10 protein-coding genes are annotated in these 12,828 nt (G+C 52.1%); 5 read left to right on the top strand and 5 right to left on the bottom strand.

Going from position 1 to position 12,828, the window contains the following annotated elements; genetic code table 11:
- Positions 1 to 4 precede the first annotated feature (4 nt).
- Positions 5 to 502, bottom strand: a complete 498-nt coding sequence (locus C8U37_RS13005) for a QueT transporter family protein (RefSeq protein WP_108033645.1) — start codon at positions 500 to 502, stop codon at positions 5 to 7.
- Positions 503 to 847: 345 nt separating this feature from the next.
- Here C8U37_RS13005 and C8U37_RS13000 point away from each other — a divergent pair, with 345 nt between their 5' ends.
- From C8U37_RS13000 to mnmH, 3 genes are all read left to right on the top strand, one after another.
- Complete coding sequence (locus C8U37_RS13000; RefSeq protein ID WP_108033644.1) at positions 848 to 1,324, top strand: SRPBCC family protein; 477 nt, start codon at positions 848 to 850, stop codon at positions 1,322 to 1,324.
- A 166-nt stretch (positions 1,325 to 1,490) separates the two neighbouring features.
- Positions 1,491 to 2,939: a DEAD/DEAH box helicase gene (locus C8U37_RS12995; protein ID WP_108033643.1), complete on the top strand. Its 1,449-nt coding sequence runs from the start codon at positions 1,491 to 1,493 to the stop codon at positions 2,937 to 2,939.
- Positions 2,940 to 3,000: 61 nt separating this feature from the next.
- The gene (gene mnmH, locus C8U37_RS12990) at positions 3,001 to 4,134 is read left to right on the top strand and encodes a tRNA 2-selenouridine(34) synthase MnmH (RefSeq protein ID WP_170100298.1); all 1,134 of its coding nucleotides are present in this window, start codon (positions 3,001 to 3,003) and stop codon (positions 4,132 to 4,134) included.
- A 676-nt stretch (positions 4,135 to 4,810) separates the two neighbouring features.
- On the opposite strand, the gene C8U37_RS12985 is transcribed toward mnmH, so the two are convergent.
- From C8U37_RS12985 to selD, 4 genes are all read right to left on the bottom strand, one after another.
- Complete coding sequence (locus tag C8U37_RS12985) at positions 4,811 to 5,971, bottom strand: aminotransferase class V-fold PLP-dependent enzyme (protein ID WP_108033641.1); 1,161 nt, start codon at positions 5,969 to 5,971, stop codon at positions 4,811 to 4,813.
- Positions 5,964 to 6,236, bottom strand: a complete 273-nt coding sequence (locus tag C8U37_RS12980) for a putative Se/S carrier protein (RefSeq protein ID WP_108033640.1) — start codon at positions 6,234 to 6,236, stop codon at positions 5,964 to 5,966. Before C8U37_RS12980 ends, C8U37_RS12985 begins: the two co-directional genes overlap by 8 nt.
- Positions 6,233 to 6,856 (bottom strand): sulfurtransferase-like selenium metabolism protein YedF, encoded by a 624-nt coding sequence (gene yedF, locus C8U37_RS12975; RefSeq protein ID WP_108033639.1) that lies wholly within the window; start codon positions 6,854 to 6,856, stop codon positions 6,233 to 6,235. Before yedF ends, C8U37_RS12980 begins: the two co-directional genes overlap by 4 nt.
- 227 nt (positions 6,857 to 7,083) lie before the next feature.
- Entirely contained in the window at positions 7,084 to 8,115 is a 1,032-nt protein-coding gene (gene selD, locus C8U37_RS12970; RefSeq protein WP_108033638.1) for a selenide, water dikinase SelD, read from the bottom strand.
- A gap of 273 nt (positions 8,116 to 8,388) precedes the next feature.
- On the opposite strand from selD, the gene recQ reads away from it, so the two are divergent.
- Both recQ and C8U37_RS12955 read left to right on the top strand, forming a co-directional pair.
- On the top strand, positions 8,389 to 10,587 hold the full coding sequence (gene recQ / locus C8U37_RS12965; protein WP_245879846.1) for a DNA helicase RecQ: 2,199 nt from the start codon (positions 8,389 to 8,391) through the stop codon (positions 10,585 to 10,587).
- 357 nt (positions 10,588 to 10,944) lie between these two features.
- Positions 10,945 to 12,612 carry a L,D-transpeptidase family protein gene (locus tag C8U37_RS12955; RefSeq protein WP_108033635.1) on the top strand — a complete coding sequence of 556 codons (1,668 nt, stop codon included), beginning with the start codon at positions 10,945 to 10,947 and terminating at the stop codon, positions 12,610 to 12,612.
- The last annotated feature ends 216 nt before the right edge of the window (positions 12,613 to 12,828 follow it).

Below are 12,828 nucleotides of genomic sequence, written 5' to 3'. Positions count from 1 at the left end.
GCACTCAGGATTTCAAAAGCGCACTCTTATAGAATCGTTTTTCCAGTGCCTGCACCAAAAAGTAGCCGACGATAGCCGGTACGGATTGGCCGATGCAAAGGCTGATGACCAACGGAAGGAACGGGATGGCCAAAAGTTGCGACAGGTAGATCGGCACGCCGACTCCTGGGATGAAAATGATCGGCAGGATCAGACACCACTTCGGCAGGTTGTACTTGCGGACAGCGTAAACGAGCGAAGCCGTAATGATACCGACGATGGTTCCGCCAAGCATGTCGATGATCCCCAGTCCGCCGAAGAATAGGTTCGACATAAGATTGGCGAGGCCTGCCGGGATGATCAGGAACGGGTTAAAATAAGCTAGGGCGTAAAGAGTTGTGGCGATGCGGATTTGATATTGTCCAAAAGCGAAAGATTGCGTCAGAGCCATGATTACGATGTACATAGCGATATACATTGCTGAGAAAGTCAATTTTTGGGTTTTTGTGAATGTTTTTTGCATCGGTCCACCTCCTAATATTTTTTTCAACGCCTTACAAGAATGCACAAAAAAAGACGCATGGATGCCGAGAAGGTTGTCTCTAAGGAGAAAACAAGCCAACTCAAAAAACATTCCTGCGTTTTGATTGCATGATTCTATTACCCTAGTTTTATTTAACGACAGGATGGTTACGAACTGTCCCGAACAGTTTAACAAATATTGACGAAGTTGCCAAGGGTAGTTTTCGAAGTTTGCCGACCCAAGTTTGTATAAGGGAATTTATTTGATTATAATGAAGCTAAAGATAACGCTATCAAAGTCGTATATGAGGGGCAGTAGGTTGAGTCAGCAGGAAGGGTGGATAAAATGGACTACATCAAGAGCCACATCAAGAAAAGCATTTTTATCGAAGCACCGCTCGGCAAGGCATGGCAATATGCCGCCAATGTGGGGAACTGGGGAGACATTCATGAAGGCCTGAAAATCGTTAAGCAGATCAGCGGGGACGGCGGGCTGGGCAGTGTCTACCAAGCCGAATACGATATGTTCGGGAAAATGGTGCCGGTGAACATCGAGGTGCAGCAATCGGAACTGTTCCCTGAGGAATTCGTCATGCGCGCAGCGATCCGGGTGGACACGTTCGATCCGAAAGAAGATTCTTTCGTACGGCAAAATTACACGGCCAAAGCGGAGGAAGGCGGAACGACCTTAAACTTGGAAAGCATCCAGAATCTTCCTTATGTAGATAAGAACAAAACGTTCGACAAGGAAGCTTACCAGGAAAAACGGGATGAAATGGCGCAGCAAGCGATTGAGCGGATCAGGTTGTTCTGCGAAGACTGAACGGACGCAAACGGTGATGATGGAACTGGAAGCGGAACCCTTTGCGGGATTCAGATCCGGTCCCATTTTTTAGTCCCATGCTGCACCCTGTTTTCACAAAAACGCGGATTTATTGATGTTTTCCTGTTATACTGAGACGACAAATCAAAAGTGAAGGTAGGACAAGATGAATTATACAACATTTGAAGGCTTCGCAATCAGCGAAGAAATCGTTACGGCACTAAAGGCATTGCGTTATTTCAAACCGACGCAAGTACAACAGGAGGTCATCCCGATGACCTTAAAGGGCAAAGATATCATTGTGGAATCACAGACCGGCAGCGGCAAGACCGTCAGTTTCGGCGTACCGTTGTGCGAAAGTGTGAGTTGGGAGGAAAACCGTCCGCAAGCGCTGATTTTGGTTCCGACTAGGGAGCTGGCTCTGCAGGTGAAAGAGGACATCACCAACATCGGACGGCTGAAGCGGATCAAGGCTACTGCTGTTTTCGGCAAGACTTCCTTCGATACGCAAAAATCGGAATTGAGACAGAAAAGCCATATCGTAGTCGGCACTCCGGGCAGGGTATTGGACCATCTGCAAAAAGGGACAATGAAATTTGACAAGATACGCTACCTGGTGCTTGATGAGGCGGATGAAATGCTGAATATGGGCTTCATTGAGCAAGTGGAAGCCATCATCGATTTCCTGCCGAAACAAAGACAAACGCTGCTGTTCTCCGCGACCATGCCGAATGAAGTGGTGCGTTTGGCCAGCTTCTATATGAAGAACGACCGCGTTTCGGTGAAAATGGAGAGCGACGAGGCATCCAAGCCGAAGATTCTGCAATCCTTCATACGTGTCCAAGAGTCAGGCAAAGCGAAGCAACTATTGGATCTGCTGACCGTTGAGAATCCCGACAGCTGCATCATTTTCTGCAATACGCAGGAAGCCGTAAACGGACTGTACACATTCTTGAGCAAAGCCGGTTTGCCGATCGATAAAATGCACGGCGGTATGGTGCAGGATGACCGCACAGCCGTCATGGAGGATTTCCGCAAAGGCAGACTGCGTTATTTGGTGGCTACGGATGTGGCTGCGCGCGGCATCGACGTCGATAATGTGACGCATGTCGTCAATTATGATGTCCCCGAGGAGAAAGAGAGCTTCATCCACCGTACTGGCAGGACCGGCCGCGCTGGTAAAACTGGGATAGCCTTGACCTTGGTTACGCCTAATGAGGAAAGAAGCTGGCAGGCAGTGAAAGACTTCGCCCAGCAGGAAATCAGCGAAATTAATCCGCCGAGCGCCCGCTTCGTGCAGCATCATAAAGCGACTTTCGAAAAGAAACTGCAGGAACGCCCCGTCATCAAACAGGCACGCAACCGGGAATTGAACAAGGACATCACCAAAGTCTATTTCAACGGCGGCAAGAAGAAAAAACTGCGCGCAGTCGATTTCGTCGGTACGCTGACGAACATTCCCGACATCGATGCGGATGACATCGGCATCATCACGATCCAGGAAAACGTGACCTACATCGAAATCCTGAACGGCAAAGGTCCGCATGTGATTTCCGAGATGCAGAACCGCACCGTCAAAGGCAAAGCGTTGAAAGTGCATAAAGCAAAGAAATAGATGCAGCAAAATTGAACGTTTGATTGCGAAACGACCCGCATGTCTCCGTTGATTGAGGAGCTTGTCGGGTCGTTTTGATGCGCTTGCCTCAAGATTGCAGGTGGCATTCCTGTCCGACAGAGGCTATACTAAGAGTCAGAAAGTGGTGAACCAATTGAAACCAGTCGCAACGTATGAAGAAATAGAACAGCAACGCGGAGACAAATCGATCTTATATGTGGATGTACGGAGTCCATCGGAATATGCGGATGCAACCATACCGGGCGCCGTGAATGTGCCCGTCCTGGGTGATGAGGATAGGAAAACAGTCGGGACACTTTACGTTGCCGGCAAGATCGACGACGCGAAAAAGCACGGCATCCAGACCATTTCCCCAAGATTGCCTGAGATGTTCAGCCTCTTCCAGGAGTATACAAAAGCCTACGACCAAGTCGTCATCTTCTGCAGTAGGGGCGGATTCCGCAGCAATTCGATCTTTTCTTTGCTCAAATCTTTGGGGATGAATGTCCACCGGATGGAAGGCGGCTACAAAAATTACCGCAACACGATCAACAATCTGATCCCTGTCTTGTTCGAAAAGGTCCAGTTTGTGACCCTCTACGGCAATACCGGGACCGGGAAAACCGCCATCCTGGAGGAACTGAAGAAGCGCGGGGCCAATGTGCTTGATCTGGAAGCCTGCGCCAACAACAGAGGGTCCGTCTTCGGAGGCGTCGGCCTCAAGAAGAAACAACCACACAACCAAAAAATGTTCGAAAGTCTGTTGGTCGAGAGCGCCGCTGGCTGGAAGGAACCGCTTATCGTCTTTACCGAAGGCGAAAGCAAGCGGATCGGACAGGCCGTATTGCCGCCTTCCTTGGTGGAAGCGATGTATAAAGGCCTGAACCTGAACATCGAAGCTTCGTTGGATTACCGGATCGCACAGATCAAAAAGGACTATCTCCACAGCAATGAAGCGGAGCTCCTCGCAGCGCTCGAACGCTTGAAAGCCTATCTGAACGAAGCGCGTGTCGAGGGGTACAAAGAGCAGGTGCGCCAGCACGATTTTGACGCGGTCATCGCGGATCTGTTGGTGAAGTACTACGATCCCCGCTACAACTTCAACAAGAAGGAATTTGCCGCCATCTTCCGGAACGAAGACGCCGCAACGACGGCTGAAGCCATTCTGGAATGGATGAAGCAGATGAACGATTGATAAACAAAAACAAAACAGAGCTGAGCAGCCACCCCTGATGATTCAGCGGGTGGCTGCTCAGCTCTGTTTTTTGTTCTGTAAGAAGGTACTCGTACTATTGAGCTGGCCGCACGCTGGTTGTCCGATTCTTCGGAGTTATCGGACAACCTCGGAAACAATAGCGTTCTGGATGTCCGATTCTTCGGACTTATCGGACAAGCCCGGAAACAATAGTGCTCTGGATGTCCGATTCTTGGGGCTTATCGGACATCCTCGGAAACAATAGCGTTCTGGATGTCGGATTTTTTGCGGTTATCCGACAACGCGTAAGACATTTGTGCTCAGGTTGTCGGATTCTTTGCGGTTATCCGACAACGCGTAAGACATTTGTGCTCAGGATGTCGGATTTTTTGCGGTTATCCGACAACGCGTAAGACATTTGTGCTCAGGTTGTCGGATTCTTTGCGGTTATCCGACAACGCGTAAGACATTTGTGCTCAGGATGTCGGATTTTTTGCGGTTATCCGACAACGCGTAAGACATTTGTGCTCAGGTTGTCGGATTCTTTGCGGTTATCCGACAACGCGTAAGACATTTGCGTTCTGGTTGTCGGATTTTTTGCGGATATCCGACAACGCGTAGGACATTTGCGTTCTGGTTGTCGGATTCTTTCGGTATATCGGACAACCTTTGACTATTAGCCTTCTTCTGCTAAAATCCTGAGCGCTTTGGCTGCATAGTCTATTTCTTCCACTGTGTTGAAGCTGGAGAAGCTGAAGCGGACCATGCCGGTTTTTTCTGTTCCGAAGGCTTGATGGATGAGCGGGGCGCAATGGGCGCCCGGGCGAACCGCAATCGCGTAATCCATGAAGAGCGCATCGCTGAGGTCGCCGGAGGACCAGCCCTCCAAATTCAGCGAGACGACCGGCGCGCGTTCCGCTGTTTCATCAAAATGACCGTAGAGGGTGATTCCCGGGATATCCTTGATCTGGTCATGGAAGCGGAAAGTCAGCTCCTTCAGCTGCCGGCTGATTGTATCCAGCCCTTTTTGCCTGATGTAATCCAAACCGGCGGAAAGGCCCGCCAAGCCGTGGACATTCTGGGTGCCGGCCTCGAACAGTGTCGGCATCTGCGCAGGGTACTTTTTGTCGAAAGAATGGAAGCCGCTGCCGCCCGTGAACACCGGCACGAAATCCAACGGCCGGTTCCCGAGACAGATGCCGCCGGTTCCTTGCGGGCCATAGAGACTTTTGTGCCCCGTGAAGCAGAGCACGTCGATGTGCTGCCGGACCATGTCGATGGCAAGGACGCCTGCGCTTTGGGAAGCATCAACGATGAACAACAGATCGTGTTCGCGACAGAAATGGCCGATCCGTTCCAAATCAACCGCATTTCCGGTGACGTTCGAAGCGTGGTTGACCACGACGGCACGGGTATCGGGGCGCAACAGGCGCTCAAAATCAGCGTAACGGAGCACACCTTTTTCATCGACGCCGACAAAAGAAAGGGCAGCGCCCTGTTCCTCCAGTTGGTAAAGCGGACGCAGGACGGCGTTGTGCTCCGTCACAGTGGTGATGATGTGGTCCGCCGGCTTCAGCAAACCCTTCAGGACCATGTTCAGCGAGGCGGTCGCATTGGCCGTGAAAGCGACATTTGCCGCATCCGGCGCTCCGAATAGGGCGGCCGTTTTTTGGCGCAGCATCTCCGTCAACCGCAGCGCATTCAAGGAAACAGTGTGGCTTCCCCGGGCCGGGTTGCCGAGCTGACCATCGGCGATGGCGTGATAGACAGCTTCAGCCACCGCAGCCGGCTTCTTCAGCGTGGTTGCGCTGTTGTCAAAATAATAGAGTTCAGTCATGCCATCCCTCCACGGATTTTTTCTGGTTCTCAAAGCGCACTTCGTAGCAGCCATCATTGGAAATGGAACGCTCCGACAACAACAAGCGGACAGCAGTCAGTTCGGCTAGATGCGTCTGCAGCACAAGTCCACATCCGGCCGAAATCTGTTCAGGCATAGGGATCAGCCGGCATTCCCGACCGGCATCGAGGACAACAGCTTCAGCGGCTGCAGCGGCCTGGGAAGTCGGAAATGCGACGATGCCGTAGTGTCTGCGGTCGATCATGGCGATACGGTCTTGGCGGTGCGCAGGATTTCAACGATGCGGTACATGTTCGTGAAAGTGCCCACAGCCAATTTGTCCTTCACGCCATAGAATTCCCCGCAGATGCCGCACGTCAGCACCTCGACGCCATCTTCCTCCAGCGCTTTAAGGTCTTCCAACACGGGCGAGCCTTCCGCCGTCAGCAGCGCGCCGGCATTGTAGCAAAGCACTTTGTCGGGCAGGACTTCCTGCTCCGTCAGGGAGAAGAGGAAGCTTTTCATCAGTGTGCGGCCCAATTCTTCGCTGCCGTTGCCGATGAAGTCGCTGTTCAATACGACGACATAACTTGTGCCCGATGTTGCGATTGTGTCGGCGCTTTGCTCCGGAAGCGCAGTGTGTTCGGCGGTGTGTGATTCGTTGCCGGAATTCGGATCCGAAAGCTGGACTTCATAAAGGGAATCGTTGATTTTTTTGACTTGGACGGAAAGTTTCAGCTGCTCCGCCATCTTGGCAAGATTCTGCGTCGCAATCTCATTATCCACGCTGATGAGGACCGTCTCTCCATTGCTCTCCTTCAAAGCCCGTTTGGTCAGAATGACCGGCATCGGACAAGCCTGTCCGACTGCATCTATTTTTTTCATGCTTGTTTCCTCCTGGTAAAGTTATATTATTTTGAATGCAGAAGTGCATCACTGCAATTGTTTTACAGGTTGGTAAAATATTCCATACATTCCAAAGTGTTGGCTAGCTTCACGGGTTAGCCCTTCGGAAATTAGATAAATCGGTCCTATTGCGCTCTTCGATGCTCAGTCGGACCGATTTCCTAAATTTCTTTCAGGGCTGAACGAACCCGTTCCGCTTTTCTTGTTTAATGGACCACGGTGATCTTTTTGTCGCTTTTTTCGGTCACTTCGCCGATGATGCCGCAGGGCAAGCCCAAAGCCTCGATTTCGGCAAGCAGAGCGGCCGCTTCTTCGACCGGGACGCTCACCAGCAGGCCGCCGGATGTCTGCGGGTCGAAGAGGATCTCCTCCAAGGCGTAGTCATCGATCCGGAAAGCCACATCGGCTTCCAGGTGATTCCGGTTGCGCTGCCCGCCGGCTGTGATCAGGAATTCCTTGGCTCCCTGATAGGCTCCGATCAGACAAGGCACGCTGTCGGCGTAAACGGTTGCTGAACAGCGGTCGCTGACCATTTCCGACAGATGCCCCAACAAGCCGAAGCCGGTGATATCCGTGCAGCTGTGGACGGTATGCTTTTTCAGTACTTCCGCCGCATAACGGTTCAGCGTCGTCATCGAGGTGACTGCTGCATCGAAGGCGTCCTGGGCCATTTCCCCGGCGCTGTAGGCCGTTGTGATGATGCCGGTCCCCAATGGTTTCGTCAACAGCAGGACATCGCCTGGGATGCACGTGTCATTCCGGTAGATCCGATTGGGATGGACTCTTCCCAATACCGAGAGGCCGTATTTGGGCTGGGGGTCGTGGATCGAATGTCCGCCGACCAGCACGCCGCCTGCTTCTTGGACTTTCTTGAAGCCGCCAGCCAAAATTTTCCCGAGTGTATCGGTGCTTTTTGTTTCGGGCCAGCAGACGATGTTCATGGCCGTCAGCACTTCGCCGCCCATCGCAAATACATCGCTCAATGCGTTGGCTGCTGCAATTTCCCCGAAAAGCGAGGCATCCGCAACCATCGCGGGAAAGAAGTCCAACGTCTGGATCATGGCCGTCTCGGCGTCTATCCGGAACACAGCCGCATCATCGGACGAATCGAAACCAACCAAAAAATTCGGGTTCTCCTGTTTCGGAAACTGGCTGAGCAGGTCGCCCAGCACGCCGGGGCCGATCTTCGCATTGCACCCCCCGCAGATAAATAGTTCATTTGATAATTCCTGTTCCATATTGTTCACTCCTGTAGGTCATGACGTATTCACCTTACAATTATATACCACACGTCAAAACTTAAGGCGGATAATCTGCATATTTTATCAATGAAGGCTTCGATCGGGGAGTGCCGTACTATTTTTGTGCGGGAAAAATAGGCTGCGGATGTGATATGATGAGGAGGTCATTTCTGATGGTTTGCCATTGCTTTCTTGAGTAAAGTCTAAAGGCAAGGCCGTTCAGGAATATTCGGTCAATAAGAAAAGATAAACAATTAAGGATGGATGCAAGTGGTTGATAAAGAATTACTGTACGCGACGCTAAAAAAATATTTCGGGTATGACAGCTTCCGGGAAGGCCAAGAGGAGCTGATCACGAACACGCTGCAGGGGAATGATGTGCTCGGGATCATGCCGACGAGCGGGGGCAAGTCGCTCTGCTACCAACTGCCGGCGCTGCTGCTGGACGGCATGACGATCGTCGTATCCCCGCTCGTGTCCTTGATGAAGGATCAGGTAGACAGCCTGCGGGAAATGGGGATTGCCGCGGCGTACCTGAACAGCACGCTTTCCAGAGAAGAGTTTCTGCAATTGATGGATGACATGCGTTCCGGCCAGCTCAAACTGCTCTACATCGCGCCGGAACGAATAGACAACGAGTCATTCATGAATGCCTTGCGCTTTGTGAAGGTGCCGTTGCTGGTGGTCGATGAGGCCCACTGTATCTCGCAATGGGGCAGCGATTTCCGCCCTGCCTACCAAGGTGTGGCCCGGCTGTACGATCTGTTCGACAGACGTCCGATGGTTGCCGCCTTCACCGCCACGGCCACCGAACCGGTGCAGGACGATATACTGGTCCAATTGCGCCTGCAAAATCCTTTCCGGTTGGTGACCGGTTTCGACCGCAGCAATTTGGCCTTCAGCGTGGAAAAACCCGCCGACAAGTTCAAGTTCCTCGTGAAGGACCTCAACCCGAAAGAAGCGAGCATCATCTATTGTTCGACCAGAAAAAATGTGGAATCGGTCCAGAAGAAATTGGAACAAAAAGGCTTTGCTGTGACGCTTTACCATGCCGGGCTGCCGGAACACGAGCGCCAGCGGAATCAGGATGATTTCCTGTTCGACCGCAAGCCGATCATGGTCGCAACGAATGCTTTCGGCATGGGGATCGACAAAAGCAATGTGCGGACCGTTTACCACTACAACATGCCCAAAAACATCGAAAGCTATTACCAAGAAGCCGGAAGGGCGGGTCGTGACGGAGAGGAAGCGCGTGTCATCCTGCTGTTTTCGACGCAGGATATCATCATCAACCAGTTGCTGAACAGCAAGACGAATGACAGCGAAGCGACCAATAAATTGAACAAGATGATCAATTACTGTTACACGAACCAATGTCTGCGCCGGTACATCCTTGAATATTTTGGCGAAACGACAGCTGAGCTGAATTGCCAACACTGCTCCAATTGTCTGCGCCGCACGGAGCAGATAGACATCACCGAAGAAGCCCAAAAAATCCTTTCCTGCGTCGTGCGGGTGCGCGGACGTTACGGCGTCCAGAAAATCATCGGCATCCTGACTGGGAGCAAACAGAAGGGCATCACCGATTTCGGGCTGGATAAGCTGAAGACATACGGCTTGATGAGCGCTTATAATGATGGGGAAATCCGCGAAATGATCGGGGTATTGATTGCGGATGAATACCTGCAGGTGACAGGCGATCAGTATCCGTTGATCCAAGTCACTCCGAAAGCGCTGGAAATCCTGAAGGAAGGTAAAAAAGTCGGGATGTCCTATGCGGTCGAAACCGGGAAGGGCACCGCCAAACAGAGCGGAGGCGGCTTGTACGATACCGAGCTGTTCGACCGTCTGCGCAGTGTGCGTACGGAAATGGCGAATGAGCATGGAATCCCTTCCTATATCGTCTTTTCGGATAGCACGCTGCATGAGATGGCCCGCAACTTTCCGACTGATGATGAGGCCTTCCTGCGCCTGTCCGGGGTCGGCGAAACGAAGCTGGAACGCTACGGCGAAGTATTCATGGGCGTCATTTCCGATTACGTGAAGGAATTTCCTGATGCCGCATCGGTTCTGCAGCAGAAATTGTCGGAGCAGAAAGAGGAGAATGGCCAGGCGGGAAATCCGGAACATAAGGCAAAACGCCCGAAACCGGCGCAGAAAAATTACGCCGGCACCACTTTTGAGGAAACCTATCGCCTGTATCAAGAAGGCAAGACGGTCGAGGAAATCATTGTCATCCGAGGATTGGCGCGGATGACAGTCGAAAACCATTTCCGCAACTTGGCCGAACAGTCGGCCTACGAAATGCATTTGATGGATTTCGTCACGGACGAACAGACGGAGGCCATCGCCAGAGCGATCGAGGAAGCGGAGGATCAGCATCTGAAACCACTCAAGGAAAAACTGGGGGATGACTACAGCTATTTCCAGATCGGGATGGTGCTGGCTTTCCGGAAAAGAGAACAGTAGCATGCATCAGAAAAATTTGGGGGCTGTCTCAATCGGAGGCAGCTCCATTTTTGCGTTTCGGCTGACTACTGGCCGGAGGATCGCTAAAGATTCGAGTGCCAACTCCGGCGAGGTGGGCGTTCACGGGAGCACGCCGGTAACTATCGCTTTGAACTCCGGACAAGCCGATCTCATCGGAGAATGCAAACTAAATGTTGGCCTCTCCTCCGGCGAAGCCAGCGTTCACCGGAGGAGAGCGGTCAGTGCTTGTGTTTTTTTTACGGGGGATAGTTTGGTATAATAGAGAAAAGAAAGCGTTTGTGTATAGGCATTCCATTATTTGTCGCTTACGGCCCGGTAGTATAGGGAGGGATTTCGATGAGAAGAAACATTTTGTTTATTCTGTTGGGGTTATTCATTGTTGCCGGATTAGCCCCTGCCCGCATCGCGGCTCCAGCATATTCGTTGGAGAACGGTGTAGTTTTCCAGAAAAGTTTGCTGGGGCTTTATGATCCAGCGTACCTAAATATAGATGGAACGCTTGCCGAAACCGGCAAGGATTATGTCACGCATCAGACAAGAAGCGTCGCTGCCCTTTCGGGGGCGCAGGAAATTCCGCTATCCCCGGCAACGACCGGCAGCGCGGAATTAACTTATACGACTTATGTTCAGGACAGCGGTTGGCAGTCCGAAGTCCAGGAAGGCGCAATCAGCGGCGGGGCGGCTTTGCCGCTCGAAGCCATTCAGGTGCGCTTGACCCATTTGGCCGAAGCAGGCAGCATTTCATACCGGACCTACAGGCAGGACAGCGGTTGGTCGGGCTATGTCTCCAACGGAGGGACGGCCGGAACGACTGGAACCATCGAATCGATGGAAGCTGTGCAATTCAAACTGACGGGGGCTTTGGCCGCTCAATACGATCTGTATTACCGGGTCCAAACGAGCCGCTTCGGATGGCTGGATTGGGCTGGAAACGGCGAGACAGCCGGAACGGACGGTTTCCGCTATCCGATTGAAGGAGTCGAAATCGTTCTGATGAACAAGGAACAGACTTTTTTAGGCAAACGTGAACAGAGCTTCATCAAGCGTACCGAACCGGTCCTTTCCTATGGCAGTTATCTGACAGATTCGGGCTGGCAGGATCCGGTCCTCAATCCGGCGCAAAGCGGCTCCCCGGATTCCTCGCAATCTTTGGAAGGTTTGCAGGCGAAATTGGATTCCCAACCGTATCCGGGATCGGTTTCCTATCGTGCCGCCACAAGTGAAAACGGTTGGTTTGAATGGACACAGGACGGATTGGAAGCCGGACTGCCAGGAACAGGTCAACGCATCGAGCGGATCGAAATGCAGTTGACGGATGAATTGGCTGCCCACTATGATATTTATTATCAGGTCCATGTGCCCGGTGTGGGCTGGTTGGATTGGGCCAAGAATGGCGAAACAGCCGGAACGCAAGGATACGATTATGACGTCAGCGCCGTTCAGATGCAATTGGTCCAAAAAGACGCGGCAGCACCGGGGAACACGGCGATAGCCTTCATGAAATACGTACCGAAACCGCCGCCCGCTCCGGTTGTTCCTGTTGCTCCGCCTGTCCCAACCTATCCGACGGGACCAGACTGGACGGTGCAGGATGGCACATTCCGGACGAACGCCGGCACCAATTATTATGTTGGATCCAGTTACATCATCATCAGCATCGCTTACCAGCGCGTTTGGGCCTACATCGGCAGCCAGCAGATCGTCAATGCGCCTGTCATCACGGGCCGGCCTTCGATGCCGACGCCTAGAGGGCTGTTCGCGATCCAACCGTATAAGGAATCCCCTAGTGTCCTGGTAGGCGAGGATTATGCATCGTCGGTCCAATATTGGATTCCGTTTTTGGGCAATGCTTACGGCTTGCATGACGCCTCGTGGCAAACCCAAGGCTTCGGCGGCGATCTTTACCTGTATTTGGGATCGCACGGCTGCGTCAATACCCCTTACTATGCGGTCCAAACGCTTTACAATACCTATTCCGTAGGCACGCCGGTCGTGGTTTATTGACGGAATCGAAGGGGCGCCAGCAACAAATCAGAAAAGATGCCGGAACAGGGTTGGATGCGGATCCCTGTTCCGGTATTATTTTTTCTGTTTTGGCCGACGGGAACCAAACACAAGGAATAGTGGTTACTTGCAATAGTAAATTCCAGTTTGTAAAACTAAATTCCACACCGGACCGGGTGAAAAGAGAAATAGACAAAAAATGAAGACCCAAAAGGG

Source organism: Trichococcus patagoniensis, assembly GCF_003051085.1.
Lineage (GTDB): Bacteria > Bacillota > Bacilli > Lactobacillales > Aerococcaceae > Trichococcus > Trichococcus patagoniensis.
The sequence above is the reverse complement of the archived record's forward strand: the minus strand, read 5'-3'. Positions and strand labels throughout refer to the sequence as shown.

Excerpts from the sequence above, each read along its gene's own strand:
- C8U37_RS13005 (WP_108033645.1), bottom strand. The coding sequence starts at position 502 with ATGCAAAAAACATTCACAAAAACCCAAAAATTGACTTTCTCAGCAATG.
- C8U37_RS13000 (WP_108033644.1), top strand. The coding sequence starts at position 848 with ATGGACTACATCAAGAGCCACATCAAGAAAAGCATTTTTATCGAAGCA.
- C8U37_RS12995 (WP_108033643.1), top strand. The coding sequence starts at position 1,491 with ATGAATTATACAACATTTGAAGGCTTCGCAATCAGCGAAGAAATCGTT.
- C8U37_RS12985 (WP_108033641.1), bottom strand. The coding sequence starts at position 5,971 with ATGACTGAACTCTATTATTTTGACAACAGCGCAACCACGCTGAAGAAG.
- C8U37_RS12980 (WP_108033640.1), bottom strand. The coding sequence starts at position 6,236 with ATGATCGACCGCAGACACTACGGCATCGTCGCATTTCCGACTTCCCAG.
- yedF (WP_108033639.1), bottom strand. The coding sequence starts at position 6,856 with ATGAAAAAAATAGATGCAGTCGGACAGGCTTGTCCGATGCCGGTCATT.
- selD (WP_108033638.1), bottom strand. The coding sequence starts at position 8,115 with ATGGAACAGGAATTATCAAATGAACTATTTATCTGCGGGGGGTGCAAT.
- C8U37_RS12955 (WP_108033635.1), top strand. The coding sequence starts at position 10,945 with ATGAGAAGAAACATTTTGTTTATTCTGTTGGGGTTATTCATTGTTGCC.